The organism is Vibrio paracholerae (assembly GCF_037672085.1).
Lineage (GTDB): Bacteria > Pseudomonadota > Gammaproteobacteria > Enterobacterales > Vibrionaceae > Vibrio > Vibrio cholerae.
This window is the reverse complement of sequence record NZ_JBBHLM010000002.1, coordinates 1-26,227: the sequence shown is the minus strand read 5'-3', so window position 1 is coordinate 26,227 and position 26,227 is coordinate 1. Positions and strand designations below refer to the sequence as shown.

The following is a 26,227-nucleotide window of genomic DNA, read 5'->3' as shown; positions in this document are numbered from 1 at the left end:
CCATGGGGTTAACCAATCAAACTGGCGCAGAGTATCTGCGCCAGATCTTGCGCTCTCCGGTGTATGAGGTAGCGAACGTCACGCCATTGCAAACCATGCCGCGTCTTTCGGCGCGGATTGGTAACCAAGTGCAGATCAAACGTGAAGATCGCCAGCCAGTACACTCGTTTAAACTGCGCGGTGCTTACAACATGGTGTCGCACCTCAGCGAAGCACAAAAAGCCGCGGGCGTGATTGCCGCTTCCGCAGGCAATCATGCCCAAGGTATGGCGCTGTCGGGGACTAAACTTGGCATCAAAAACCACGATTGTCATGCCACGCACCACGCCAGACATTAAAGTTGAAGCGGTACGCGGCTTTGGCGGCGAAGTGCTGCTGCATGGCAGCAATTTCGATGAAGCCAAAGCCGAAGCCGAACGTTTATCCAAAGAGCAAGGCTACACCTTTGTGCCTCCGTTCGATCACCCTTTGGTGATTGCCGGTCAAGGCACGATTGGCATGGAAATGCTGCAGCAAAACGGTCATTTGGATTACATTTTTGTGCCGGTCGGTGGCGGTGGTTTAGCGGCGGGCGTGGCGGTTCTGGTCAAACAGTTGATGCCGGAGATCCAAGTCATCGCGGTTGAACCGGAAGACTCTGCCTGCCTCAAAGCCGCTTTGGATGCGGGTAAACCTGTGGTGCTGGATCAAGTCAGCATGTTTGCTGATGGTGTCGCAGTAAAACGAATTGGCGATGAAACCTTTCGCCTTTGCCAGCAATACATTGATGGCCACGTGACGGTGTCCAGTGATGAAATCTGCGCGGCGGTGAAAGACATTTTTGAAGATACGCGCGCCATCGCTGAACCTTCTGGCGCATTGGCGCTGGCGGGACTAAAGAAATTTGCCGAACAGCAGCAGCTCAAAGGCAAACAGTTGGGGACGGTACTTTCTGGCGCCAACACCAACTTCCACGGTTTGCGTTATGTGTCGGAGCGCTGCGAACTGGGTGAAAAACGCGAAGGCTTACTGGCGGTGACCATTCCAGAACGCAAAGGGGCGTTTTTCGACTTCTGCCAAATTATTGGTAACCGCGCCGTCACCGAATTTAACTACCGTTACAGTGACGACCAACAGGCCAATATTTTTGTCGGGGTGCGCTTAGTGGGCGGTCCAGAAGAGCTGAAATCGATCATTCACGAGCTGCGCCAATCCGGCTATCCGGTGCAAGATCTCTCCGATGATGAAATGGCCAAGCTGCACATTCGCTACATGATTGGTGGTCGCCCTTCCAAACCACTAACCGAGCGTTTGTACAGCTTTGAGTTTCCTGAATACCCCGGTGCACTGCTCAAATTCTTGAGCATGCTCGGCACCCACTGGAACATCAGCTTGTTCAACTACCGCAACCACGGCGCAGACTACGGCCGCGTACTGTGTGGTTTTGAACTGGACACACCAGACCTGGTGCGCTTTTCAGAGCATTTGGTTGAACTCGGTTATCGCTATAAAGATGAAACCGATAACCCTGCGTATCGTTTCTTCCTAGCTAAATAATCTTCGCCCCACCTTATGTGGGGCTCTTTCTCTTTACCGGCGAGCCATCAGCGTCGAGCGAAGTGGCCAAGGTCAAGTGTTGAAAAATCAACCATTTCATTCCTGACCAATTCTTGCTAAAACTTGTTCTATATCCAGTCCGCTCCATAGATAGGCTGGCATACTCCTCGCTTTCGCTTGGCTTTACCATTCATACCCGACTACTTGTCCATTCAGGTAGAAAAGGCATAACAGAGGGAAATCCCATATGTTCAACGCGTTGCTGCTTACTCAACAAGACAAAACCACTCACGCGACGGTCACTCAAATTAACGATGATCAGCTGCCCGCAGGCAATGTGACGGTAGCGGTCAACTACTCTTCGCTCAATTACAAAGATGGTCTCGCCATTACTGGCAAAGGCAAAATTATCCGTGAATTTCCTATGGTTCCGGGGATTGATTTTGCAGGCACAGTATTGGAATCAGCCGATGCGCGTTATCAAGTCGGTGATGCCGTGGTTCTGACCGGATGGGGTGTGGGTGAAAATCATTGGGGGGGCATGGCGCAAAAAGCGCGATTAAATGCCGATTGGTTGGTGAAATTGCCACAAGGCTTAACCAGCCAACAAGCCATGATGATTGGTACTGCAGGCTTTACCGCTATGTTGTGTGTGCAGGCACTGATTGACGGTGGCATCAAACCGCAAGATGGCGAAATCTTAGTCACCGGAGCCAGTGGCGGTGTCGGCTCTGTCGCCGTCACTTTACTTGCTCAGCTTGGCTATAAGGTCGTGGCGGTGACAGGACGCGTAGCACAGAATGGCCCTCTTTTAGAACAACTCGGTGCCTCGCGCGTTATCGATCGCCAAGAATTTAGTGAAGCCTCCAGACCGCTCGAAAAACAGCTCTGGGTTGGTGCGGTCGATACCGTAGGCAGTAAAGTGTTAGCAAAAGTGCTGGCACAAATGCACTATAACGGGGTCGTTGCCGCTTGTGGTCTAGCGGGTGGTTTTGATCTGCCGACCACAGTCATGCCATTTATCCTGCGCAATGTACGTTTACAGGGCGTTGACTCCGTCTCTTGCCCTGTCGAGAAACGCCTTGCTGCATGGAAGAAGCTGGCGGAGTTATTGCCTGCAAGCTACTACGCTCAAGCGTGCCACGAAATCAGCTTGTCACAAGTACCAGAATACGCCGAAGCGATTACTAATGGCCAAGTGACAGGCCGCGTGGTCGTTAAACTCTAAGCCAAAACGTATTGATTCGAATGGAAAGAAACCCGCACTGTTGGCGGGTTTCTCATTTTGAACGTCTAAATGGCAGGCAAAAAAATCCCGCCTTTCAGCGGGGAAGCCCAAGAAAAATGGGGATAGTGTCGGAATGTAATTGAGCGTAGTCAGTCACGTTGGTTAACGATGTGGTTGCTGAGTGGTGTCTTGTTCGCTACGCATCTCTAGCCAAATACCAAAGATGGAGGCAGCGGTACCTAACACTGGCATCAATTGAGCTTGTGTGGTCTCTCCCAAGCCCAAAGCACACAAGGAAATAAAACACAAAACGGCATAGATGGTCAGTCTATCGAGTGTGGTTAACATCATTCCCCCGCCTAACTTGTTACTAACTTGTTAAAGAAGTTATAACAAAATGATCCTTTTGCCAAGCGATTATTGAATAATTTTTCTCCACCAGTATCATCTACGCCTTAATTGTGACACCCAACAGGTTTTAGCATGACTTTCAATCCGAACATTGCCACGCATACTTTAGAAGCAGAAGGATTACGCTGCCCAGAGCCAGTGATGATGGTCAGGAAAACCATTCGTACGATGCAAGACGGCGAAGTGTTATTGGTTACGGCCGATGACCCCTCCACCACGCGTGATATTCCCAGCTTTTGCCGCTTTATGGATCACCAATTACTCGGTGCGCAGATCGACCAACTGCCCTATCAGTACTTGATTAAAAAAGGGTTGGCCTAACAAACAATCACCACCGCTAAAAACGGTGCTTTAGGGATGACAATAAAAAAGACTGCCGAGGCAGTCTTTTTTGATAGCAATCTGATTTACTCTTCTTCGAGGTTACGCAGATCGGCTTGCAATCTATTGAGTTGTTTTTGCAGCGCTCGCACTTCATCGTGCAGCGGAATAATATGGGCAACGCGAATCCAAGATTCGACCGCTAACGCCGTCATCACAATCGCGCCCACCACCATCGGCATCCATAAATCGGTTAACGCCATACCGAGTAACGTTAACACTAAGCCAAAACTGAATAAGTAACTCTGGCTTTTTGGTGTCATCCCCATGTAACGAGTCAGCATAATGGTGTCCTCTTACTCTTGAACCCTGCTCATACCCTAGCATGATAATCCACATCAGGATGGGTGATAGGTCACGCTGCACAGTCGAAATCCGCGCGTTACGACTCAAAAAAACGCCGTAGCCAGTGCCATTAGCAAGAATAACCCTGCCGTTACTTTACGGATCAAACCCAGCGGCATTTTGTCGGCGGACAATTTACCAATCAGCACCACTGGAACATTCGCAAGCAACATACCTAAGGTCGTCCCAACAATCACCCAGCTTAGGGCATCGGCATACTGCGCCCCTAAAATCGAGGTGGCAATTTGGGTTTTATCGCCAATTTCAGCCATAAAGAAGGCAATAAAACTTGCCACAAAAGGACCGCGAGTAGAGATAGACTCTTCTCCATCCAATTTATCTGGGATGAGAACCCAACCCGCCATCGCAAGGAAACTGACCACCAACACCCATTTTAAAATGTCGGGAGAAAGATAATCCGCCACCACCACACCTAACCAAGCGGCCAGTGCATGATTGGCTAACGTCGCAAGAAAAATGGCGGCAATAATCGGAATGGGTTTACGGTAACGGCTGGCGAGTAACAAGGATAACAGCTGGGTTTTATCCCCGATCTCGGCTAAAGCCACAGTAGTAATCGAAATAGCTAAAACGCTCATGACATGCTCTGTGGGACAGGGATTTATTATCGAACCGTAGACAAACAATCACGCCCTATCCCAGTTCGCGTTGTTTGTCTAAGGTCTTGCTAAACCTGAAGGCTCAGGTCTCACACACCATGGTAATTGAGTACCAAATATGTTGATGTGTGAATCACCAAGTTGAAAACTTAGCGACCAGCTACTCCCCAAAGACGGAGCGAATTCTAACCACCGGAATCCAGAATCGCAACCCTCGTTACCCACTTTTCCATGACTCAGAGAGAAATTGGCACAAAAGTCGGGAAAAATGAGCGTAAAAGAAATTATTGTCGATTAATTCAGCAAGATTTCCGCTACTTTGTCAGGGAATATCTGGGTATACTTCAGTGTTATTTTTTATCAATTCAGACAGAAGAATCGCGCGAACCTGACTATGCAAAAATACGACATCAAAACCTTTCAGGGTATGATCCTCGCGCTGCAGGATTATTGGGCCCAACAAGGCTGTACTATTGTGCAACCTCTCGACATGGAAGTGGGTGCAGGTACTTCTCACCCGATGACTTGCTTACGAGCATTAGGCCCTGAACCTATCGCAACCGCGTATGTTCAACCCTCACGCCGCCCAACTGACGGCCGCTACGGTGAAAACCCAAACCGTCTGCAGCACTACTACCAGTTCCAGGTGATCATCAAACCCTCACCAGACAACATTCAAGAGCTGTACCTAGGTTCACTGCGCGTACTGGGCGTTGACCCTTGTGTGCATGACATCCGCTTTGTGGAAGACAACTGGGAAAACCCAACCTTAGGTGCTTGGGGTCTTGGCTGGGAAGTGTGGCTAAACGGCATGGAAGTGACTCAGTTTACTTACTTCCAGCAAGTTGGCGGTCTTGAGTGTAAGCCTGTGACCGGCGAAATCACTTACGGTATTGAGCGTCTAGCCATGTACATTCAGGGCGTAGATTCGGTTTACGATCTGGTCTGGACCGATGGTCCACTGGGCAAAGTAACTTACGGTGACATCTTCCACCAAAACGAAGTTGAACAATCCACTTACAACTTTGAACACGCGGATGTGGATTTCCTCTTCACTTACTTCGACCAGTGCGAAAAAGAGTGTAAATATCTGCTAGAGCTTGAAAAGCCACTGCCTCTGCCAGCCTACGAGCGTATTTTGAAAGCGGCACACGCCTTCAACTTGCTCGATGCACGCAAAGCGATCTCAGTGACTGAGCGTCAGCGCTACATTCTGCGCATTCGCAACCTAACCAAATCGGTCGCCGAAGCTTATTACGCATCCCGTGAAGCTCTGGGCTTCCCTATGTGTAAGAAGTCAGAACAGAAGTAAGGGGAAGACGTCACATGGCAAAAGAATTTTTAATTGAGCTAGGCACAGAAGAGCTGCCACCAAAGCAACTGCGCACACTGGCTGAAGCCTTTGCGGCGAATTTTGCGGCAGAACTGGCAACAGCTGACATCGCCCATGAAGGCGTAACTTGGTTTGCCACGCCACGCCGTTTGGCACTAAAAGTGGCCAATTTGGCAGAAAGCCAACCGGATCGCGTCGTTGAAAAACGTGGTCCTGCCGTCAACGTTGCGTTTGATGCCGATGGCAAGCCAACCAAAGCCGCTGAAGGCTGGGCGCGTGGCAATGGCATCACGGTAGAGCAAGCAGAACGTCTCGTCACAGACAAAGGCGAATGGCTGCTGTTCAAAGAACAAGTGCAAGGCCAACAAACCGCTTCTGTGGTTGTGGACATGGCGGCCAAAGCGCTGGCTAACCTGCCGATTGCGAAACCAATGCGTTGGGGCGATAAAGAAACCCAATTTATCCGTCCAGTGAAAACTCTGACCATTCTGTTTGGTAGCGAACTAATCCAAGGCGAAATCTTGGGTGTTGCTTCTGCACGCACCCTCCGTGGTCACCGCTTTATGGGTGAAGCGGAATTCACCATCGAATCGGCTGAGCAGTATCCTGCGATTCTTGAAGAGCGCGGCAAAGTCATCGCTGACTACGCGACTCGTAAAGCGATGATCATCGAAGGCTCACAACAAGCGGCTCAACAGCTCGGCGGTATCGCGGATCTGGAAGATGCGCTGGTAGAAGAAGTGACCTCGCTGGTGGAATGGCCAGTGGTGATGACGGCAAAATTTGAAGAAAAATTCCTCAAAGTTCCGGCAGAAGCTTTGGTGTACACCATGAAAGGTGACCAAAAATACTTCCCCGTTTATTCTCATAAAATGGGCGACGCGAACAAAAAACTGCTGCCTAACTTCATCTTCGTTTCGAACATCGAATCGAAAGAGCCTCGCCATATTGTGGAAGGTAACGAGAAGGTGGTTCGTCCACGTCTGGCGGATGCAGAATTCTTCTTTAATACAGACCGCAAGCGCCCATTGGTGGATCGCTTACCTCTGCTAGAAAACGCGATTTTCCAACAGCAACTCGGCACGATTAAAGACAAAACCGACCGCATTACTGAACTGGCAGGCTACATCGCAGAGCAGATCGGTGCTGACGTGGAGAAATCTAAGCGTGCAGGCCTACTGGCAAAATGTGATCTCATGACCTCGATGGTGTTTGAATTTACCGACACCCAAGGCGTGATGGGTATGCACTATGCGCGTCACGATGGTGAAGCAGAAGAAGTGGCGGTTGCGCTGAACGAGCAGTACATGCCACGTTTTGCGGGTGATGAACTGCCAAGCCGTGGGGTTTCTGCTGCGGTCGCGATGGCTGACAAACTCGATACTATCGTCGGTATATTTGGTATTGGCCAAGCGCCAAAAGGCAGTGACCCATTTGCGCTACGTCGTGCTTCACTGGGTGTACTGCGTATTCTGGTTGAGTACGGCTACCAGTTAGATCTGGTGGATTTGATTGCCAAAGCCAAATCCCTGTTTGGTGACCGCCTGACGAATGCCAACGTTGAGCAGGAAGTGATCGAGTTTATGCTTGGCCGTTTCCCAACTTGGTACCAAGATGCGGGCTTTAGCATCGACATCATCCAAGCGGTACTGGCGCGTAACCCAACCAAACCCGCTGACTTTGATCAGCGTGTGAAAGCGGTATCGCACTTCCGCGCTCTTGAAGAAGCCGAAGCACTGGCCGCTGCCAACAAGCGTGTAGGCAACATTCTGGCGAAGTACGATGGCGAATTGGGTGAAGAAATTGATCTCGCTCTGCTGCAAGAAGATGCGGAAAAAGCCTTAGCCGAAGCCGTCGAAATCATGGCAGAAGCGTTAGAACCTGCGTTTGCAACCGGTAACTACCAAGAAGCCCTGAGCAAACTGGCAGGCCTGCGCGCGCCTGTCGATGCCTTCTTCGACAACGTGATGGTGATGGCTGACGACGAAGCACTGAAGAAGAACCGTCTCACGCTGCTCAACAAGCTGCGTAACCTGTTCCTGCAAATTGCCGACATTTCGCTGCTGCAAAAATAATCTGCAGCACGATAATTTCGTCAACAAACTTTAAGCCCAACTCTTTTGAGTTGGGCTTTGTTTTTGCTCGCGCTCCCCAAACGACTTGGAGTTGCAGGTAGGCGGCAAGTGAGTTCATCCCCATGAGCATAGATAAACTATGTGATTGGGGTGAACGAACGCAGCCAACACCGCTGCAGCTTCAAGTAGGAAGGGGACACAAAAATATTGCTTTGCCTCGCAAATACATTGCGGTATGTTCAAGAACTATTCTAAACGGCGGAGATTCCACCGGTATATCGTTTCGCAAACACACAGCAATCATTAGGTAGTCGAGCAATGCAGTATTCCTCTTTTGGCGAAAAGTTTAATCGCTACTCCGGTATTACCCAGTTAATGGATGATTTGAACGATGGTCTGCGCACTCCAGGCGCGATCATGCTTGGTGGCGGTAATCCTGCTGCCATCCCTGCCATGCTCGATTATTTCCATAACACCAGCGCCGAAATGCTGGCCGATGGTTCACTGCTCAATGCCATGACCAATTACGATGGTCCACAGGGCAAAGATGTGTTTGTAAAATCGCTCGCTACACTGCTGCGTGAGACGTATGGCTGGAATATCAGCGAAAAGAACATCACTTTAACCAACGGCAGCCAGAGTGGCTTTTTCTACCTGTTTAACTTGTTTGCCGGTAAACAGCCCGATGGTGCACACAAAAAAATCCTCCTGCCCCTCGCGCCCGAATACATTGGCTACGGTGATGCAGGCATTGATGACGATATTTTTGTCTCCTACCGTCCGGAGATTGAGCTGCTCGATCAAGGACTGTTCAAATACCATGTGGACTTTTCTGAGCTGAAAGTCGATGAATCGGTAGCCGCGATCTGTGTGTCTCGCCCCACCAACCCAACCGGTAACGTGTTAACCGAAGAGGAAATCCACAAACTCGACCAATTAGCTCGTGATAACGGTGTGCCTTTAATTATCGACAATGCTTACGGCGTACCCTTCCCGAATATCATTTTTGAAGACGTTGAACCGTTTTGGAATGACAACACCATCTTGTGCATGAGCCTATCCAAACTGGGCTTGCCCGGTCTGCGCTGCGGCATCGTGATCGCCAATCAAGCGGTAACTCAAGCGCTGACCAACATGAATGGCATCATTAGCTTAGCACCCGGCAGTATGGGGCCTGCGTTGGTACAACGTATGATAGAAAAAGACGATCTGCTGAGACTTAGCGAGCAGGTGATCAAACCGTTTTATCGCCAAAAAGCGCAACATGCGGTAGAGCTGCTGCAAAATGCGATTACTGATCCGCGTTTTCGCATCCATAAACCAGAAGGGGCGATCTTCCTCTGGCTGTGGTTTGATGAACTGCCGATCACCACGATGGAGCTTTACCAACGTTTGAAAGCGCGTGGCGTATTGATTGTACCGGGCGAATATTTCTTTATCGGCCAGCCGCAAGAATGGCCACATGCCCATGAATGCTTGCGTATGAACTATGTGCAGAAAGAGCAAGCGATGGAACAAGGCATTGCCATCATCGCCGAAGAAGTACAAAAAGCGTATCAACAAGCCAATCTCTAAACACCCAAACTAAGCAATGCAAAAAGCCCGCGAAATTCGCGGGCTTCGTTTTATCTCGCGTTCAGTGCGTTAAACGCTGCGCAGAGTTATTTGTTTTCCAGTAGGTGCTTGCCGTTAATCGCAATTTTGCGTGGCTGCATCGCTTCTGGAATTTCGCGCTCTAAATCAATGTGCAGCAGACCATGTTCCATAGTCGCGCCAGTCACTTTCACGTAATCCGCTAATTGGAATTTACGTTCAAAATCGCGCTCGGCAATGCCCTGATAGATGTAGTTTTTGCTCTCTTCGGGTTTACGCTCACCGCGCACAATCAAAGTATTCTCTTGTTGAGTAATATCGATCTCTTCATCGCCAAAACCCGCTACCGCCATGGTAATGCGATATTGGTTGTCTTCTTTTTGCTCGATATTGTATGGAGGGTATCCGCCTTGGGCGTTTTTCGCCGCGCTGTTTTCCATCATGTTCAGTAGACGGTCAAAGCCAATCGCGTTGCGGTACAGTGGAGTAAAATCTACAGTTCTCATATTCCTATCCTCTTTGATTAAGCAATAGTCTTAACAATGACTTGTTAAGTCGCCCGATCCATTCTTATGACCTGAATCGGCGTGATTTCAGTTAGGTAACACACTCCTCAATTGAGCAAGGGTGTTAGTCTCATTCAGAGGTCCTAGCGGCATCCTCTTCACACTTAGATATAGGGTCACTCAAAACCATTTCAAGTTTTTGCCCAAAAATTTTTTTGAAAAAAAGCCCGACATTGAGTCGGGCTAGTCATTTGGATAATGCACTTTATCCTTAATTAACGGCCTTTGCGTGGCTTAATCACTGAGCTCTCTTGCGCTTTTTCTTGCTTCAGCTTGCGCTTCTCTTTGAGGCTGAGTTGCGGTTTTTTCATCTCTTGTTTACTCATGACAAACTCCTAATTACTGACATAACAAGCATGGGCAGAGCTTGGTTGGCTTACCCTGCATTGAGTGCTGAACGTGAGTAATGGCAAAGCAACGTGCTTGTCCCCAAATCGACAAGCTAAACACTTCATGCTGACGGCGGCCAAGTAAGGCGGCACCAAGCAGGGAATCGCACGTCACGCCACCCTGCACTTCGTGCTGATTTTCAGACGTGGTCAGAGTGACTTGAAACGACAACTGGCGATGAGCATCAACAAGGCTCACCGTATCCCCAAGCTTAATGCGCTGTGGCGCTCGTTCAATCGGCGAGCGAGGATGCTCCAGCTTCTCGAACAATTCGAGCAGCAACAGCGGAGATTGATAGGTCAAAAAGCGGCTACGTAGCCACCAACCGGCGAGAAAACGCCGAATATTCAAAGATAACCGGTTCAGCATGATACTTCCTTTGCTCATTCCATTACCAACAGTGACAAATCGATGAGTATGCCCGGGAGTGAAATACACTCCCGGCTCAATTCACAAAGGCGACCATCCTGACCTCCAGTCAAAAAATAAGGAATAACGATAGGGTTCACAGACCACTATAGACACTAAAAAAATGAATGCAACCTCATGAAATTTAGAGAAAAAAGGAAAGTCTAATAAAGCCGTTTTCAGGATAGAAAAGTCTTAGTTAACCTCTGATTTTGGTGCTTTAGCCCAACAACCTAGGATATTCGACACAAAATTTTTATGGCTCCCTTTTGTCATTGCTTGAGGCTGCCGTCATCCAACAGAGGGAAGGGACAAAATGCAGAGATAAAAAAAGCAGCGCCACAGCGCTGCTTTTTGTCACGGTGAATCAACCAACCCCTTACACGTCGAGGTTGGCCACTTTCAGTGCGTTGGTTTCGATAAATGCACGACGTGGTTCAACTTGATCGCCCATGAGCGTAGTGAACAGTTCGTCCGCGCCTACCGCATCTTCGATGGTGACTTGCATCATACGACGCGTTTCTGGATCCATCGTTGTTTCCCACAGCTGATCAGGGTTCATTTCGCCCAGACCTTTATAGCGTTGGATAGACAGACCGCGGCGCGACTCTTTAATTAACCATTCCAATGCGGCCGCAAAGCTGCTGATAGGTTGCATCCGCTCACCACGTTTAATAAACGCACCCGCTTCAATCAAACCCTCTAACGCTTCAGACAGATCAGCTAACTTAGCGTACTCTTTTGAGTTAATCAGATCGACGCTCAATAAGTACTCATGAGAGACACCATGAGTACGTACCTGAATTTTTGGTAGGTACACATTCAACTCAACATTGTGTTCAACCAGAACACTGTATTGGCTCGCTCCGACTTCTTTAGCATTCAGTTGCTCCACTAAACGCTGGGTCCATGCTTCAACTGCGGCTTTATCCGCACACAGCTCGGCATTGATGCGAGGTACGTAAATCAGCTCATGCAGCATCGCGTAAGGATAGCGGCGGCTCATGCGCTCAACCAGTTTGATCGCGGCGTTGTATTGCTGAACCAGTTTCTCCAGCGGTTCACCCGCCAATGCAGGCGCATCGGCATTCACGTGCAACTCTGCGCCATCCATCGCCAGTGCCACTTGGTACTGGTTCATCGCATCTTCATCTTTGATGTACTGCTCTTGTTTGCCTTTCTTCACTTTATACAGTGGTGGCTGAGCAATGTAGATGTAACCACGCTCAATCAGTTCAGGCATTTGGCGGTAGAAGAAGGTCAACAGCAGAGTACGAATGTGCGAGCCGTCGACGTCCGCATCGGTCATGATGATGATGTTGTGATAACGCAGTTTATCTGGGTTATATTCATCACGGCCGATACCACAACCTAATGCAGTGATCAGGGTCGCGACTTCTTGTGAAGACAACATCTTGTCAAAACGCGCTTTTTCTACGTTGAGGATCTTACCTTTCAGCGGCAGAATCGCTTGATTCTTACGGTTACGGCCTTGTTTGGCTGAACCACCCGCAGAGTCTCCTTCCACTATGTAGAGTTCAGATAGTGCTGGATCTTTTTCCTGACAGTCCGCCAGTTTGCCTGGTAAACCAGCTAAATCTAGCGCGCCTTTACGACGAGTCATCTCACGGGCTTTACGCGCCGCTTCACGAGCACGCGCCGCATCAATAATCTTAGAGCAAACATGTTTCGCTTCGCTTGGGTTTTCCGCCAAGAAATCCGCCAATTTCTCATTCATGGCTGACTCAACCGCAGATTTAACCTCAGAAGAAACCAGTTTATCTTTGGTTTGGCTGGAGAATTTCGGATCCGGCACTTTCACCGAAACCACTGCCGTTAAGCCTTCACGCGCATCGTCACCAGAAGTGGCCGCTTGCGCTTTCTTCGAGAAGCCTTCTTTGTCCATGTAGTTGTTCAAAGTACGGGTCAACGCACCACGGAAACCGGCTAAGTGGGTACCACCATCACGCTGTGGGATGTTGTTGGTAAAACAGTAGATGTTTTCTTGGAAACCATCGTTCCACTGCATTGCCACTTCGACGCTGATGCCATCTTCACGCTCTTGGTTGAAGTGGAATACTTTTTCATGAATCGGCGTTTTGTTACGGTTTAAGTGGGTCACAAACGCTTGAATACCCCCTTCATACATGAAGTGATCTTTTTTATCTTCTTCACGTTCGTCGCTCAGCTTGATCGACACGCCAGAGTTCAAGAATGACAGCTCACGTAGGCGTTTAGCCAGAATGTCGTAATGAAATTCGATATTGGTAAAGGTTTGTGCGCTTGGCCAGAAACGTACGGTTGTACCGGTACGCTCTGTCTCACCCACTACAGCCAAGGGTGCTTGTGGCACACCGTGGTGGTAAGTTTGAGAGTGAATTTTGCCACCACGATAGATGGTGAGCAGCACTTTTTCCGATAGCGCGTTCACCACCGACACACCTACCCCGTGCAGACCGCCGGAGACTTTATAGGAGTTGTCGTCAAATTTACCGCCGGCGTGCAGTACAGTCATGATGACTTCTGCCGCAGACACTTTCTCTTCAGGATGCATTTCGGTCGGGATACCACGACCGTCATCGCTGACTGACACTGAGTTGTCTTCGTGGATGGTGACCACGATGTCTTTACAGTAACCTGCCAACGCTTCATCAATTGAGTTATCCACCACCTCAAAAACCATGTGGTGCAGACCGGTGCCATCATCAGTGTCGCCGATGTACATACCCGGACGCTTACGTACCGCATCCAGACCCTTCAGTACCTTAATACTCGATGAATCGTAATTGTTCGACATGAGTTACTCTCTCACTCTGTTTATCCTTGCTCTATTACACCGTGGGCAACGTGAAATGTTTTACTGGACTCATCTAACATGTCCGCCACTTGGCTTTCGGTAATAGAACTTACAAAAACCTGCGCCCCCGTCCCTTTTAGGCTATCTGCCAAACGTTGGCGACGTAGGCTATCCAATTCGGAAGCAAAATCATCGATAAGATAAATGCATTGCTTTCCTGTCAACTCGGTCAGGTGCTGCCCTTGCGCCACGCGCAACGCACACACCATCAACTTCAGTTGTCCCCGCGACAACACATCTTCCACCGGGGTTGCGTTTACTTTAATCCGCAAATCCGCTTTGTTAGGCCCGCTAAAGGTATAGCCCAACTGCTGATCCCGTTCGAAGTTTTTTTCCAGAATCGATTGATAAGGCTGATCTTTTTCCCAACCTCGATAATACTTTAAGTCGATATCGAATTCTGGCAAAAATGTGCGACATAACTGCTCTGCCACATTTTTCAATTGATTGACGTAACTTTCACGCCACTGGTCAATCTGCTCAGCCAAACGGGCTAATTCTTGATCCCAATAACTGAGTTCACGATAGCTTTGCGCGCTTTTGAGCAGTGCATTACGCTGCTTGCTGAGCCGCTTAAACCGCCCCCATGCATCAAAAAAAGCGGGCTCAGTATGAAACACGCCCCAATCGATAAATGCACGGCGCTGTTTCGGTCCATCGGTCAGCAGTTCAAAGCCTTCCGGATGAATCAATTGCAGTGGCAAAATCTGCGCTAACTGCGCCAACTTTTGCCCCGTTTGGCCGCCTATTTTAACCTCAGTTGAGCCGTCACGCTGCTTATTAATGCCAACGGGTAGCTCAAATTGATCAGAGCTCAAAGAATGCTCACAAATCCGGCCATGCACAAACAGTTCTGAGCACTCATTTTGAATGATCCGTCCGGTCAGCGAGCTTTTAAATGAACGGCCATGGCCGAGCAGATAAATCGCTTCAAGAACGCTGGTTTTACCGCTGCCATTCGGCCCGATAAGAAAGTTAAAGCCTGCTGATAGGCGAATATCACAGGCTTTAATATTACGAAACTGTTGGATCATTAACCGGGAAAGCGGCATGGTAACTCGGTTATACCTTACAGACGAATTGGCATGACCACGTACATGGCGCTGTCATCATCGACATTCTCCACCAAGGCACTGGCGTTGGCATCCGACATCGAAACGCGCACATTGTCGCAGCGCAGGGTGTTAAGCACATCCAAGATGTAGCTGACGTTAAAGCCAATCTCAATCGGCTCGCCTTCAAAGCTCACATCCAGTAGCTCTTCCGCTTCTTCTTGCTCTGGGTTATTGGCAGTAATGCGCATTTCGTTGTCAGCCAGATTAACCCGCACGCCACGGAATTTTTCATTGGACAAAATCGCAGCACGCGAAAACGCCTGACGTAACTCTTCACAACCCGCTTGTAGTGTTTTGCTGGTATGTTGCGGCAATACGCGGCGATAATCAGGGAAACGACCATCAACCAGCTTCGAAGTAAACACAAAGTGATTCACTTCTGCACGCAAGTTAGAGTGGCCGATTTGCAGCACCACAGGTTGCTCTGGCGCATCGAGCAGTTTCACCAGCTCAAGCACCCCTTTACGCGGTACGATGATCTGCTTTTGCGCGAAATCCCCACCAAGCTGAGCTTGTGCCACCGCCATACGGTGACCATCGGTCGCAACCGAACGCAAGGTGGTGCCATCAATTTCAAACAGCATGCCGTTTAAGTAGTAGCGTACATCTTGGTTAGCCATGGAAAACTGGGTTTTCTCAATCAGGCCACGCAATTCCGCTTGAGTAAGCGAAACTTGCACTTCACTTTGCCAATCTTCGATATTCGGAAAATCACTGGCAGGCAAGGTGGCGAGTGAGAAACGGCTACGGCCAGAACGCACTTGAATGCGATCGCCTTCAAGCAGCACAGTGATCACGGCACTATCCGGCAAACCACGGCAAATATCTAAAAACTTACGCGCAGGAACGGTAATGCTGCCTGCTTCAAATTCACCTTCTAACGTCACGCGGCTGATCAGTTCCACTTCCAAATCAGTGGCGGTCATCGACAGTTGATTCTCTTCCACCTTAAGCAATAAATTGCCCAAGATCGGCAAGCTGGCGCGGCCACCTAAAGTGCCGGACACCTGTTGCAAGGGTTTAATCAAGTGGCTACGTTCAATGGTAAATTTCATAGTCTTCTCTTAAACGGGTGAAAGCGAAATACGCAAGTGCGCTAACCATAGCGCAAATTAAGAGGAAAGCGTACGAATCAGGTTCGAATAATCTTCTTTGATATCGTGACTCTCTTCGCGCAGCTGCTCGATTTTACGGCAGGCGTGTAACACGGTCGTGTGGTCACGACCGCCAAACGCATCGCCAATCTCAGGCAAGCTGTGGTTGGTCAGCTCCTTAGCTAATGCCATCGCCAATTGACGAGGACGAGCGACCGAGCGCGAACGGCGTTTTGAGAGCAGATCCGCCACTTTAATTTTGTAGTATTCGGCAACGGTTTTCTGAATGTTATCAATCGTGACCAGCTTTTCTTGCAGAGCTAATAAGTCACGCAGCGCTTCACGCACGAAATCAATCGTGATCGGGCGACCGGTAAAGTTGGCATTGGCGATCACGCGGTTCAGTGCGCCTTCCAACTCACGTACGTTAGAGCGCAAGCGTTTCGCAATAAAGAAAGCCACTTCATCCGGCAGATGAATTTGGTGATCTTCAGCTTTTTTCATCAAGATCGCGACGCGGGTTTCCAACTCCGGCGGCTCGATCGCCACGGTTAAACCCCAGCCAAAGCGCGATTTGAGACGATCTTCTACACCACTGATCTCTTTCGGATAGCGGTCAGAAGTCAAAATAATTTGTTGGTTGCCTTCCAGCAGCGCGTTAAAGGTATGGAAGAACTCTTCCTGCGAACGCTCTTTGTTGGCAAAGAATTGAATATCGTCGATCAGCAAGGCATCCACACTGCGATAGTAGCGTTTGAATTCTTCAATCGCGTTGTTTTGCAGGGCTTTCACCATGTCTTGCACGAAACGCTCAGAGTGCATGTACACCACTTTAGCGTTCGGGTTGTTATCAACAATCGCGTTACCCACCGCATGCAGCAGGTGAGTTTTACCCAAACCGGTGCCACCATACAAAAAGAGGGGGTTATACGCCGCACCTGGGTTATCGGAAACTTGGCGAGCCGCCGCTAAACCTAGCTGGTTAGATTTACCTTCCACGAAGTTATTGAACTTGTGTTTCGGGTTCACATTCGAGCGGTGAGTAATATCAGCCGCAGCGCTGTCATCATCCCAGGTTTTATGGATAGGTTTACGCTGCGCCAATTGCGCAGGTGCCGACGATTCCGCCGCAACATCCGCAGCCGTACGTACAGGCGCGGGTTTTGGCGCCACCACAGGGCGACTGCCCACTTCAAAGCGCAAGTTAGGCACATCATTGCCACTGAATTCCATCAGCAGACGATTGATGTTGTTGAGGTACTTATCGCGTACCCAATCCAACACAAAGCGGTTCGGGGCGAATAAAGTGAGAGTATTGTCATTGAGCTCCGCTTGAAGCGGACGCACCCACATACTGAATTCTGCGGCAGGTAGCTCTTCCTGAAGCCGTTGCAAACATTGCAACCATAGCGAAGATGACACGATTCCCTCACTCAAAAATCAACGATCGGTAAAGAGGAGCAATTCTACCTGTTGATAACTCAGATCGCCAGCGCTGGATCGATGATCCAGTGAATAAGATCTAAGTTATTCACATTATTTTTCGACCGATAACTAAGATCCTCACACATTTTGCCCGTGCTACCCACATAAAGATCCACATATCTCAAGATCTTTAGTAGTTATCCCCATGTTTTTGATTTTGATCAGTTATTGTTAATAACTACTGGTTATTTCTTTTAATGATTTAATTGCCAGTAGGATATAGTCATAAATTATACAGGAGTCACACAATGAAACACTGGTTTAACATCGCTCTGGCTGCCCTAGCCCTTTCTTCTGCCACCGTTCAGGCAGCTACCGAGGTGAAAGTCGGTATGTCGGGCCGTTATTTCCCCTTCACCTTCGTGAAACAAGACGAGCTACAAGGCTTTGAAGTGGATGTGTGGAATGAAATTGGTAAACGTAATGATTATAAGGTGGAGTTTGTTACCGCGAACTTCTCCGGTTTGTTTGGCCTGCTCGAAACTGGGCGCATCGACACCATTTCTAACCAAATCACTATCACAGATGCACGTAAGGCTAAATATCTATTCTCCGATCCGTATGTGATTGATGGTGCGCAAATTACGGTGCGTAAAGGCAATGAAGCGATTAAAGGCATTGACGATTTAGCGGGCAAAACCGTTGCGGTTAATTTAGGTTCTAACTTTGAACAGCTCCTGCGCAACCATGATAAAGACGGCAAAATCAACATCAAAACCTACGATACTGGCATTGAACACGATGTAGCTTTAGGCCGTGCCGATGCCTTTGTGATGGATCGTCTGTCTGCGCTTGAGCTGATCGAAAAGACCGGTTTACCCCTGCAACTCGCGGGTTCACCGTTTGAAACTATCGAAAACGCGTGGCCATTTGTGAATAACGAAAAAGGTCAGCAACTGCAAGGTGAAGTCAATAAAGCGCTCGCCGCCATGCGTGCTGACGGTACATTAAGCCAAATCGCGCTCAAATGGTTCGGTACCGATATCTCGCAATAATTCTGCTTCACCAAGCTAGACTCTATTCTATAAAGGTGGGACTTTCCCACCTTTGATTATTTTAGGAAGGAAAGCAGATGGGTTTTGACTTTCACTACATGCTTGAGCTGCTGCCAATCTTGCTCAAATATCTGGGTACGACTCTGGAAATGGCCAGCTGGGGGCTGGTTTTCGCGCTGATTTTGGCGCTGATTCTAGCCAATATTCGGGTGTTCAAAGTGCCAGTGTTGGATCCCCTTAGCCAGCTCTACATCAGCTTTTTCCGCGGAACGCCGCTGCTCGTACAGCTATTTTTGCTCTACTACGGTTTACCGCAAGTCTTCCCACTCTTAGTTGGACTTGATGCATTCAGCGCTGCGGTGATCGGTTTAACTCTGCATTTTGCCGCTTACATGGCGGAAAGCATTCGCGCCGCGATCATCGGTATTGATCGCAGCCAAATGGAAGCCAGCTTATCCGTCGGTATGACCACTTCGCAGGCGATGCGCCGGATCATTTTGCCACAAGCCACACGCGTTGCTCTGCCTTCATTGATGAACTACTTCATTGATATGATCAAATCAACCTCCCTCGCCTTTACCCTTGGCGTAGCAGAGATCATGGCCAAAGCGCAGATGGAAGCCTCATCCAGTTTCCGTTTCTTCGAAGCCTTCTTGGCGGTAGCCCTCATCTATTGGGTGGTCGTTTTGGTGCTCACTCGCCTGCAATCTTGGGCGGAGAAGAAACTCAATAAGGCGTATGCACGATGATTAAATTGCAGAATATCCACAAAAGGTTTGGTACCAGTGAAGTGCTAAAAGGCATTGATCTTGAAATCCAACGCGGAGAGATCGTGGTCATCATCGGCTCCAGTGGCACAGGTAAATCCACTCTACTGCGCTGTGTGAACTTCCTTGAGCAGGCCGATCAAGGCAGTATCCGTATTGATAAACTCACTGTCGATACCCAAAAACATACCAAAGCTGATGTGCTGGCACTGCGTCGTAAAACTGGTTTTGTGTTTCAAAACTACGCACTGTTTGCTCATTTAACCGCGCGGCAAAACATTGCAGAGGCCTTGATCACGGTACGCGGCTGGAAAAAAGCTCAAGCGCACCAACGAGCGCAGCAAATTCTCGATGACATCGGCCTTGGCGATAAAGGTGATAGCTATCCCGCGGCACTCTCTGGCGGCCAGCAGCAACGGGTTGGGATTGGCCGCGCGATGGCGCTGCAACCTGAACTGCTGCTGTTTGATGAACCGACCTCAGCCCTCGATCCTGAATGGGTGGGTGAAGTGTTGGCTCTTATGAAAAAATTGGCGACTCAACATCAAACCATGTTGGTGGTCACTCATGAGATGCAGTTTGCCAAAGAAGTCGCCGATCGGGTGATCTTTATGGCAGAAGGAAAGATTGTCGAGCAAGGTTCTCCACAGGATATCTTTGACCATCCACAGGATCTGCGCTTAAGAAAATTCCTCAATCAAGTCGGGATCCGTTAAGGATCCTTGAGATTTTGTGGTTTGTCCGTATAATCGGCCGACCGCAAATAAAGCGGCAACCAGAATGAGCCAACTCATCGAGTGAGTTCAGACTGGGGAAAACCCAATCATTGACACCTTTTGTGACAGTGATTACAATTCCGCCTCTTTGTTGAGAGGCGTCGGCGTCTTCAGTGAAGACCTTAATGCCCACGCCGGGTTAACCAAGAACCTAAAACTACTGATCAGTAAAGGTAACATCATGTCTAAACGCACTTTTCAACCTTCAGTTCTGAAGCGCAAGCGTACTCACGGTTTCCGTGCTCGCATGGCGACTGCGAACGGTCGTAAAGTTCTGAATGCACGTCGTGCAAAAGGCCGTAAGCGCCTGTCAAAATAATCTCGAATTATTTTGAGTACGTACGCATTCAATCGGGAGTTACGTTTGTTAACTCCCGAACATTATCAAAAAGTCTTCCAGCAAGCTCACAGTGCTGGTTCTCCTCATCTCACAATCATCGCTCGCACTAATAACCTTTCTCATCCTCGTTTGGGACTCGCGGTTCCTAAAAAGCAGATCAAAACTGCCGTCGGCCGTAATCGATTCAAACGTGTTTGCCGAGAAAGCTTTCGCTTACATCAAAATCAACTGGCTAACAAAGATTTTGTTGTCATCGCGAAAAAGAGCGCGCAAGATTTGAGCAATGAAGAACTGTTTAACTTGCTTGGCAAACTATGGCAACGCCTCTCTCGCCCTTCTCGTGGTTAGCTATTGGTATTGTAAAACTTTACCAGTGGTTTATTAGTCCACTTATCGGCCCACGTTGCCGATTCACTCCTACTTGTTCCACGTATGCGATAGAAGCGCTGCGAGCTCACGGTTTTATAAAAGGATGTTGGTTATCCACCAAACGTCTATTAAAATGCCACCCTTTGAACGAAGGGGGCTTTGACCCCGTTCCACCAGTCCAAAAACAAGACAGAGATAAATAACGATGGATTCTCAACGTAATATCTTGTTAATCGCTCTGGCACTGGTTTCTTTCCTACTGTTTCAACAATGGCAAGTAGCGAAGAACCCGGCACCGCAAGCGACACAGCAGGCCCAATCCACAGGCGCAGCTCCTGCTCCTTCATTTTCCGATGAGTTAGATCCAACGCCTGCACCCAATGCAGTAGCGCAGGCCAAGACCATCACCGTGACTAGCGATGTATTGACTCTGTCTATTGATACGCTCGGTGGCGATGTGGTTAGCGCAAAATTGAATCAATACTCAGAAGAGCTTAATTCGCCTGAGTCTTTTGTCTTGTTGCAAAACACCCAAGGCCATCAGTTTATTGCTCAAAGTGGTTTAGTCGGCCCACAAGGCATTGACGTCACCAGCAATAATCGTCCAGCTTACCAAGTGAGTGCCGATAGTTTCACTCTGGCCGAAGGCCAAGATGAACTGCGCATTCCTATGACCTATCAAGCTAATGGCATTGACTATACGAAAACCTTCATTCTTAAGCGTGGTAGCTACGCCGTGGATGTGGTGTTTGACGTCGCCAACAACTCAGGTAGCGAAGCCACACTAGGTATGTATGCTCACCTGCGCCAAAATCTGCTGGATTCTGGTGGCAACCTCGCCATGCCAACTTACCGTGGTGGTGCATACTCAACCAGCGACGTGCGTTACAAGAAGTACAGCTTCGATGACATGAAAGATCGCAACCTCAGTGCACCAAACGATGTGACGGTAAACTGGGTCGCGATGATCCAGCACTACTTCGCTTCAGCATGGATTCCACGTGATGAGCCACAAACCCAGCTTTACTCACGTGTTATCAATAATCTAGGTGATATGGGTATCCGTACACCAAACAAAACTATTGCCAACGGTGATAAAGCAGAGTTTGAAGCGACCTTATGGGTAGGCCCAAAACTGCAAGAACAAATGGCCGCTGTTGCTCCTCACTTAGATCTGGTTGTTGATTACGGGTGGTTATGGTTTATTGCTAAACCACTACACTGGCTACTTTCTGTAATTCAAAGCGTTGTGATTAACTGGGGTTTAGCCATCATCTGCTTAACCTTCATAGTGCGTGGTGCAATGTACCCACTGACCAAAGCACAGTACACCTCAATGGCGAAAATGCGCATGCTGCAACCTAAACTGCAAGCGATGCGTGAGCGGATTGGCGATGATCGCCAGCGAATGAGCCAAGAGATGATGGAGCTGTATAAGAAAGAGAAAGTAAACCCACTGGGTGGCTGTCTCCCTATCCTTCTGCAAATGCCGATTTTCATTGCGCTGTACTGGGCACTGATGGAGTCGGTAGAGCTACGTCACTCTCCATTCTTTGGTTGGATTCATGACTTGTCCGCGCAAGATCCTTACTACATCTTGCCACTGCTGATGGGTGCTAGCATGTTCGTGATCCAGAAGATGAGCCCGACCACGATCACCGATCCAATGCAACAGAAGATCATGACCTTCATGCCAGTGATGTTCACTTTCTTCTTCCTGTGGTTCCCATCAGGTCTGGTTCTGTACTGGTTGGTGTCGAACATCGTAACGCTAATCCAGCAAACGCTGATCTACAAAGCGCTAGAGAAAAAAGGCTTACACTCCAAGTAAGTTTGATTGAGTAATAAAGAGGCGGCCAAAAGGTCGCCTTTTTGTTGGCTGCTGATTACAATGGCGCTAATTCAATCCTGTTCAGGTAACACTATGACAACAGATACCATTGTCGCGCAGGCTACGGCACCCGGCCGTGGTGGTGTCGGCATTATTCGTGTATCAGGCCCACTGGCTGCCCACGTCGCGCAGACAGTCACTGGACGCACGCTCAGACCCCGCTATGCCGAATACTTGCCTTTCACCGATGAAGATGGCCAGCAGCTCGATCAAGGCATTGCGCTGTTTTTCCCCAATCCTCATTCATTTACCGGTGAAGATGTGCTTGAGCTGCAAGGTCACGGTGGCCCAGTGGTCATGGATATGCTGATCCGGCGTATTTTGCAGATTAAAGGGGTGCGCCCAGCCCGTCCTGGTGAATTCTCAGAACGCGCTTTCCTCAATGACAAGATGGATTTAACCCAAGCGGAAGCCATCGCAGACCTGATTGATGCCAGCTCTGAGCAAGCCGCAAAATCCGCGCTGCAATCACTGCAAGGCGAGTTTTCTAAACGCATCCATACCTTGGTGGAATCGCTGATTCACCTGCGCATCTATGTTGAAGCCGCGATTGATTTCCCAGAAGAAGAGATCGATTTTCTGGCCGATGGTAAGGTTTCCGCTGATCTGCAAACCATCATAGATAATCTTGCCGCAGTGCGCCGTGAAGCCAACCAAGGTGCCATTATGCGCGAAGGGATGAAGGTGGTGATTGCTGGGCGTCCTAATGCGGGTAAATCGAGCCTACTCAATGCGCTTTCGGGTAAAGAGTCTGCCATCGTCACCGACATTGCAGGAACCACCCGTGATGTTCTGCGTGAGCATATCCATATTGATGGGATGCCGCTGCACATCATCGATACTGCGGGGTTACGAGACGCTTCTGATGCGGTAGAAAAAATTGGTATTGAGCGTGCATGGGAAGAGATCCGCCAAGCCGATCGCGTACTGTTTATGGTCGATGGCACCACCACAGAGGCCACCGATCCACAGGACATCTGGCCTGATTTTGTTGACAAACTGCCAGAGAATATTGGGATCACGGTGATCCGTAATAAAGCCGATCAAACCGGTGAATCACTTGGGATCTGCCACGTTAACCAACCGACGTTGATCCGCCTATCAGCCAAAACAGGCCAAGGGGTCGATGCCTTGCGTCAGCACCTCAAAGAGTGCATGGGTTTTTCAGGCAGTCAGGAAGGTGGCTTTATGGCACGCCGCCGTCATCTCGATGCCCTAGAGCGAGCCGCAGAACACTTAGCGATTGGCCAGCAACAACTTGAAGGCTATATGGCAGGAGAAATCCTCGCCGAAGAGCTGCGTATAGCTCAGCAACACCTTAACGAAATTACTGGCGAGTTCAGCTCAGATGATCTGCTTGGCCGCATTTTTTCATCATTCTGTATTGGGAAATAGAGTAACGCTATGATTCATATCATTACTGGCAGCACCCTGGGCGGTGCGGAATATGTGGGTGACCACCTGAGTGATTTACTGCAAGAACAAGGCTTTGACACCAAAATTCACAACCAGCCCAACATTAATGAGATCCCTGCTAAAGGGACTTGGCTGATCATCACCTCAACCCACGGGGCTGGTGAATACCCGGATAATATCCAGCCCTTTATTCAAGCTCTGCAGAATACACCACCGAATACCTCTGCACTACGTTATGCCGTGGTCGCTATTGGTGATTCAAGCTACGATACTTTCTGCGCGGCAGGTAAACATGCCTATCAGCTGCTGGGGGATATAGGAGCTAAACCACTGGCTAACTGCTTTACTATCGATATACAAGAACATCCAGTGCCTGAAGATGCCGCCGAAGCTTGGCTAAAACGCGTTATCAATCGCTTTTAAATAATGACCCATTCCATGAAGAGCGGCTTAATGCCGCTCTTTTTTTTGATTGTGGATAAACGTAATGGTAGTGAAAAGATTGACTGATGCTTTTTTAACCTAATCTAGTGTGGATAACTATACGATTATCCGGTGATCTTCCTATAGTTATCCATATAATAACTTTTAGATCCCAAGGTGACTGTGTATAACATAGGATTTTGATCCCAGCTAATACTTGATCAGATCAGTGGTTGATCACACGATCTGATCCTTCTGAATCGCATGATCTTGTTGATCATTTTTCACTTATCCACAAAGATCCTGCTCCTTAATAGTAGATCTAATAAAAAGATCTCTATATAGATCTTTATATATATTTAATTAGCCTCTTGATCGAAAAAACAGGAAAGCGATTTTCTAGCCAACCGAAAGAGGTTAGAATACGCCTCTTTTGTTAACTCATAGTCTCGATGAATACCTGAGGTCGTTCATGCTTTATCACGAAACATTTGACGTCATTGTGGTTGGTGGCGGTCACGCAGGAACGGAAGCCGCTCTCGCTGCAGCTCGTACAGGACAACGTACGTTACTTCTTACCCACAATATTGACACTCTAGGCCAAATGTCCTGTAACCCCGCAATAGGCGGTATCGGTAAAGGTCATTTAGTCAAAGAAGTGGATGCAATGGGCGGTTTAATGGCGCAAGCTATTGATCACGCAGGTATTCAATTTCGCACACTGAACGCTTCAAAAGGCCCTGCTGTACGTGCTACTCGTGCACAAGCTGATCGCGCCCTGTACAAAGCCTATGTGCGCAATGTGTTAGAAAATACTCCAAATCTCACCTTGTTCCAGCAAGCAGTAGATGATGTGATCGTTGAGAATGATCACATTCGCGGTGTAGTGACTCAGATGGGTCTTAAGTTTCATGCCAAAGCGGTTGTGTTAACGGTCGGGACTTTCCTGGGTGGTAAGATCCATATCGGTCTTGAAAACTATGCGGGAGGTCGTGCTGGGGATCCACCATCGATCGCTTTGGCGCACCGACTGCGTGAACTGCCATTTCGTGTTGATCGCTTAAAAACCGGCACACCACCACGTATCGATGCCAATAGCGTTGATTTCTCGGTATTGGAAGCGCAGCACGGTGATAATCCAACCCCAGTTTTTTCCTTTATGGGCAAGCGTGAGCAGCATCCACGCCAAATTCCGTGTTACATCACGCACACCAATGAGCGCACCCATGATGTGATCCGCGCTAACCTTGATCGCAGCCCAATGTATGCCGGGATCATCGAAGGGATCGGCCCTCGTTACTGTCCATCGATCGAAGATAAGGTGATGCGTTTTGCCGATAAAGACAGTCACCAGATTTTTATTGAGCCGGAGGGTTTAACCACCACTGAACTCTATCCGAACGGCATTTCCACCAGTTTGCCATTTGACGTGCAAGTGCAGATCGTACGTTCAATGAAAGGTTTTGAGAACGCACATATTGTTCGTCCCGGTTACGCGATTGAATACGATTTCTTCGATCCACGTGATTTGAAGCAAACCTATGAAACCAAATTTATCCATGGTTTGTTCTTTGCAGGACAAATCAACGGCACTACCGGTTACGAAGAAGCCGCTGCGCAAGGCTTAATGGCGGGTCTAAACGCCAGCTTGTACAGCCAAGACAAAGAAGGCTGGAGCCCACGTCGCGATCAGGCATACATGGGCGTGTTGATCGACGATCTCTCGACCATGGGCACGAAAGAGCCTTACCGTATGTTCACTTCGCGCGCGGAATATCGTCTGCTGCTGCGTGAAGACAACGCTGATCTGCGT

The 26,227-nt window shown here is 48.8% G+C and carries 23 protein-coding genes, 2 pseudogenes and 1 riboswitch; of the genes and pseudogenes, 16 read left to right on the top strand and 9 right to left on the bottom strand.

Going from position 1 to position 26,227, the window contains the following annotated elements:
- The first annotated feature begins 2 nt into the window (after positions 1-2).
- Together ilvA and acuI are read left to right on the top strand one after the other, a co-directional pair.
- A pseudogene (gene ilvA, locus R4537_RS05415) lies at positions 3-1,536 on the top strand (threonine ammonia-lyase, biosynthetic).
- Positions 1,537-1,783: 247 nt separating this feature from the next.
- The gene (acuI, locus tag R4537_RS05410) at positions 1,784-2,764 is read left to right on the top strand and encodes an acrylyl-CoA reductase (NADPH) (protein ID WP_000481259.1); all 981 of its coding nucleotides are present in this window, start codon (positions 1,784-1,786) and stop codon (positions 2,762-2,764) included.
- 162 nt (positions 2,765-2,926) lie between these two features.
- Here acuI and R4537_RS05405 read toward each other — a convergent pair whose 3' ends face one another.
- Positions 2,927-3,112, bottom strand: coding sequence for a hypothetical protein (locus R4537_RS05405; protein ID WP_000958278.1), 186 nt, complete (start codon positions 3,110-3,112; stop codon positions 2,927-2,929).
- Between the two features lie 135 nt (positions 3,113-3,247).
- Between R4537_RS05405 and tusA the strand changes: the two genes are divergently transcribed.
- The gene (tusA, locus tag R4537_RS05400) at positions 3,248-3,496 is read left to right on the top strand and encodes a sulfurtransferase TusA (RefSeq protein WP_000143765.1); all 249 of its coding nucleotides are present in this window, start codon (positions 3,248-3,250) and stop codon (positions 3,494-3,496) included.
- Positions 3,497-3,582: 86 nt separating this feature from the next.
- On the opposite strand, the gene R4537_RS05395 is transcribed toward tusA, so the two are convergent.
- Together R4537_RS05395 and R4537_RS05390 are read right to left on the bottom strand one after the other, a co-directional pair.
- Entirely contained in the window at positions 3,583-3,840 is a 258-nt protein-coding gene (locus tag R4537_RS05395; protein WP_000957998.1) for a hypothetical protein, read from the bottom strand.
- Positions 3,841-3,945: 105 nt separating this feature from the next.
- Positions 3,946-4,500, bottom strand: coding sequence for a TMEM165/GDT1 family protein (locus tag R4537_RS05390; protein WP_000114372.1), 555 nt, complete (start codon positions 4,498-4,500; stop codon positions 3,946-3,948).
- A 91-nt stretch (positions 4,501-4,591) separates the two neighbouring features.
- Positions 4,592-4,702: riboswitch (yybP-ykoY riboswitch) on the bottom strand.
- A gap of 213 nt (positions 4,703-4,915) precedes the next feature.
- On the opposite strand from R4537_RS05390, the gene glyQ reads away from it, so the two are divergent.
- From glyQ to R4537_RS05375, 3 genes are all read left to right on the top strand, one after another.
- Positions 4,916-5,833 carry a glycine--tRNA ligase subunit alpha gene (gene glyQ / locus R4537_RS05385; protein ID WP_001174901.1) on the top strand — a complete coding sequence of 306 codons (918 nt, stop codon included), beginning with the start codon at positions 4,916-4,918 and terminating at the stop codon, positions 5,831-5,833.
- A gap of 14 nt (positions 5,834-5,847) precedes the next feature.
- Positions 5,848-7,929, top strand: a complete 2,082-nt coding sequence (gene glyS / locus R4537_RS05380; protein ID WP_071178294.1) for a glycine--tRNA ligase subunit beta — start codon at positions 5,848-5,850, stop codon at positions 7,927-7,929.
- A 318-nt stretch (positions 7,930-8,247) separates the two neighbouring features.
- Positions 8,248-9,504 carry a valine--pyruvate transaminase gene (locus R4537_RS05375; RefSeq protein ID WP_071178293.1) on the top strand — a complete coding sequence of 419 codons (1,257 nt, stop codon included), beginning with the start codon at positions 8,248-8,250 and terminating at the stop codon, positions 9,502-9,504.
- A gap of 86 nt (positions 9,505-9,590) precedes the next feature.
- Here the strand turns inward: R4537_RS05375 and R4537_RS05370 are convergent, their stop codons facing one another.
- The 6 genes and pseudogenes from R4537_RS05370 to dnaA all read right to left on the bottom strand — a co-directional run bounded on the left by R4537_RS05370 (position 9,591) and on the right by dnaA (position 17,374).
- Entirely contained in the window at positions 9,591-10,028 is a 438-nt protein-coding gene (locus R4537_RS05370; protein WP_001261062.1) for an Hsp20 family protein, read from the bottom strand.
- Positions 10,029-10,423: 395 nt separating this feature from the next.
- Positions 10,424-10,847, bottom strand: a pseudogene (locus R4537_RS05365) (transcription elongation factor GreAB).
- Positions 10,848-11,265: 418 nt separating this feature from the next.
- Positions 11,266-13,683, bottom strand: coding sequence for a DNA topoisomerase (ATP-hydrolyzing) subunit B (gyrB, locus tag R4537_RS05360; RefSeq protein ID WP_071178291.1), 2,418 nt, complete (start codon positions 13,681-13,683; stop codon positions 11,266-11,268).
- A 20-nt stretch (positions 13,684-13,703) separates the two neighbouring features.
- Complete coding sequence (gene recF / locus R4537_RS05355) at positions 13,704-14,795, bottom strand: DNA replication/repair protein RecF (protein ID WP_001884355.1); 1,092 nt, start codon at positions 14,793-14,795, stop codon at positions 13,704-13,706.
- A gap of 17 nt (positions 14,796-14,812) precedes the next feature.
- A complete protein-coding gene (dnaN, locus tag R4537_RS05350; RefSeq protein WP_071178290.1) occupies positions 14,813-15,913 on the bottom strand; it encodes a DNA polymerase III subunit beta in 1,101 nt (366 codons plus the stop codon).
- 57 nt (positions 15,914-15,970) lie between these two features.
- The gene (dnaA, locus tag R4537_RS05345; RefSeq protein ID WP_000099214.1) at positions 15,971-17,374 is read right to left on the bottom strand and encodes a chromosomal replication initiator protein DnaA; all 1,404 of its coding nucleotides are present in this window, start codon (positions 17,372-17,374) and stop codon (positions 15,971-15,973) included.
- A 311-nt stretch (positions 17,375-17,685) separates the two neighbouring features.
- On the opposite strand from dnaA, the gene R4537_RS05340 reads away from it, so the two are divergent.
- The 10 genes from R4537_RS05340 to mnmG form a co-directional block, all read left to right on the top strand.
- Complete coding sequence (locus R4537_RS05340; protein ID WP_000683499.1) at positions 17,686-18,432, top strand: amino acid ABC transporter substrate-binding protein; 747 nt, start codon at positions 17,686-17,688, stop codon at positions 18,430-18,432.
- A 77-nt stretch (positions 18,433-18,509) separates the two neighbouring features.
- On the top strand, positions 18,510-19,181 hold the full coding sequence (locus R4537_RS05335; RefSeq protein ID WP_071178289.1) for an amino acid ABC transporter permease: 672 nt from the start codon (positions 18,510-18,512) through the stop codon (positions 19,179-19,181).
- Positions 19,178-19,915 (top strand): amino acid ABC transporter ATP-binding protein, encoded by a 738-nt coding sequence (locus tag R4537_RS05330; protein WP_071178288.1) that lies wholly within the window; start codon positions 19,178-19,180, stop codon positions 19,913-19,915. The genes R4537_RS05335 and R4537_RS05330 overlap by 4 nt, the downstream gene beginning before the upstream one ends.
- A 241-nt stretch (positions 19,916-20,156) precedes the next feature.
- Positions 20,157-20,294, top strand: a complete 138-nt coding sequence (gene rpmH / locus R4537_RS05325; protein ID WP_000044781.1) for a 50S ribosomal protein L34 — start codon at positions 20,157-20,159, stop codon at positions 20,292-20,294.
- A gap of 45 nt (positions 20,295-20,339) precedes the next feature.
- Positions 20,340-20,663 carry a ribonuclease P protein component gene (rnpA, locus tag R4537_RS05320; RefSeq protein WP_235859095.1) on the top strand — a complete coding sequence of 108 codons (324 nt, stop codon included), beginning with the start codon at positions 20,340-20,342 and terminating at the stop codon, positions 20,661-20,663.
- Positions 20,630-20,887, top strand: coding sequence for a membrane protein insertion efficiency factor YidD (yidD, locus tag R4537_RS05315; protein WP_001886301.1), 258 nt, complete (start codon positions 20,630-20,632; stop codon positions 20,885-20,887). Before rnpA ends, yidD begins: the two co-directional genes overlap by 34 nt.
- Before the next feature lie 2 nt (positions 20,888-20,889).
- On the top strand, positions 20,890-22,515 hold the full coding sequence (yidC, locus tag R4537_RS05310) for a membrane protein insertase YidC (protein WP_071178286.1): 1,626 nt from the start codon (positions 20,890-20,892) through the stop codon (positions 22,513-22,515).
- 93 nt (positions 22,516-22,608) lie between these two features.
- Entirely contained in the window at positions 22,609-23,970 is a 1,362-nt protein-coding gene (gene mnmE, locus R4537_RS05305; RefSeq protein WP_000205963.1) for a tRNA uridine-5-carboxymethylaminomethyl(34) synthesis GTPase MnmE, read from the top strand.
- A 9-nt stretch (positions 23,971-23,979) separates the two neighbouring features.
- Positions 23,980-24,414 carry an FMN-binding protein MioC gene (gene mioC / locus R4537_RS05300; RefSeq protein WP_000581313.1) on the top strand — a complete coding sequence of 145 codons (435 nt, stop codon included), beginning with the start codon at positions 23,980-23,982 and terminating at the stop codon, positions 24,412-24,414.
- Positions 24,415-24,886: 472 nt separating this feature from the next.
- Positions 24,887-26,227 (top strand): tRNA uridine-5-carboxymethylaminomethyl(34) synthesis enzyme MnmG (gene mnmG, locus R4537_RS05295; RefSeq protein ID WP_340100842.1); only part of this gene is annotated, 1,341 nt, incomplete at its 3' end.

What these genes read in the sequence shown, in the direction of transcription:
- mnmE (WP_000205963.1), top strand. Translation starts at nt 22,609, where the DNA reads ATGACAACAGATACCATTGTCGCGCAGGCTACGGCACCCGGCCGTGGT.
- R4537_RS05405 (WP_000958278.1), bottom strand. Translation starts at nt 3,112, where the DNA reads ATGTTAACCACACTCGATAGACTGACCATCTATGCCGTTTTGTGTTTT.
- R4537_RS05340 (WP_000683499.1), top strand. Translation starts at nt 17,686, where the DNA reads ATGAAACACTGGTTTAACATCGCTCTGGCTGCCCTAGCCCTTTCTTCT.
- yidD (WP_001886301.1), top strand. Translation starts at nt 20,630, where the DNA reads ATGGCAACGCCTCTCTCGCCCTTCTCGTGGTTAGCTATTGGTATTGTA.
- glyS (WP_071178294.1), top strand. Translation starts at nt 5,848, where the DNA reads ATGGCAAAAGAATTTTTAATTGAGCTAGGCACAGAAGAGCTGCCACCA.
- R4537_RS05330 (WP_071178288.1), top strand. Translation starts at nt 19,178, where the DNA reads ATGATTAAATTGCAGAATATCCACAAAAGGTTTGGTACCAGTGAAGTG.
- tusA (WP_000143765.1), top strand. Translation starts at nt 3,248, where the DNA reads ATGACTTTCAATCCGAACATTGCCACGCATACTTTAGAAGCAGAAGGA.
- dnaN (WP_071178290.1), bottom strand. Translation starts at nt 15,913, where the DNA reads ATGAAATTTACCATTGAACGTAGCCACTTGATTAAACCCTTGCAACAG.
- R4537_RS05335 (WP_071178289.1), top strand. Translation starts at nt 18,510, where the DNA reads ATGGGTTTTGACTTTCACTACATGCTTGAGCTGCTGCCAATCTTGCTC.
- yidC (WP_071178286.1), top strand. Translation starts at nt 20,890, where the DNA reads ATGGATTCTCAACGTAATATCTTGTTAATCGCTCTGGCACTGGTTTCT.
- glyQ (WP_001174901.1), top strand. Translation starts at nt 4,916, where the DNA reads ATGCAAAAATACGACATCAAAACCTTTCAGGGTATGATCCTCGCGCTG.
- R4537_RS05375 (WP_071178293.1), top strand. Translation starts at nt 8,248, where the DNA reads ATGCAGTATTCCTCTTTTGGCGAAAAGTTTAATCGCTACTCCGGTATT.
- rpmH (WP_000044781.1), top strand. Translation starts at nt 20,157, where the DNA reads ATGTCTAAACGCACTTTTCAACCTTCAGTTCTGAAGCGCAAGCGTACT.
- R4537_RS05390 (WP_000114372.1), bottom strand. Translation starts at nt 4,500, where the DNA reads ATGAGCGTTTTAGCTATTTCGATTACTACTGTGGCTTTAGCCGAGATC.
- acuI (WP_000481259.1), top strand. Translation starts at nt 1,784, where the DNA reads ATGTTCAACGCGTTGCTGCTTACTCAACAAGACAAAACCACTCACGCG.
- gyrB (WP_071178291.1), bottom strand. Translation starts at nt 13,683, where the DNA reads ATGTCGAACAATTACGATTCATCGAGTATTAAGGTACTGAAGGGTCTG.
- R4537_RS05395 (WP_000957998.1), bottom strand. Translation starts at nt 3,840, where the DNA reads ATGCTGACTCGTTACATGGGGATGACACCAAAAAGCCAGAGTTACTTA.
- recF (WP_001884355.1), bottom strand. Translation starts at nt 14,795, where the DNA reads ATGCCGCTTTCCCGGTTAATGATCCAACAGTTTCGTAATATTAAAGCC.
- R4537_RS05370 (WP_001261062.1), bottom strand. Translation starts at nt 10,028, where the DNA reads ATGAGAACTGTAGATTTTACTCCACTGTACCGCAACGCGATTGGCTTT.
- mioC (WP_000581313.1), top strand. Translation starts at nt 23,980, where the DNA reads ATGATTCATATCATTACTGGCAGCACCCTGGGCGGTGCGGAATATGTG.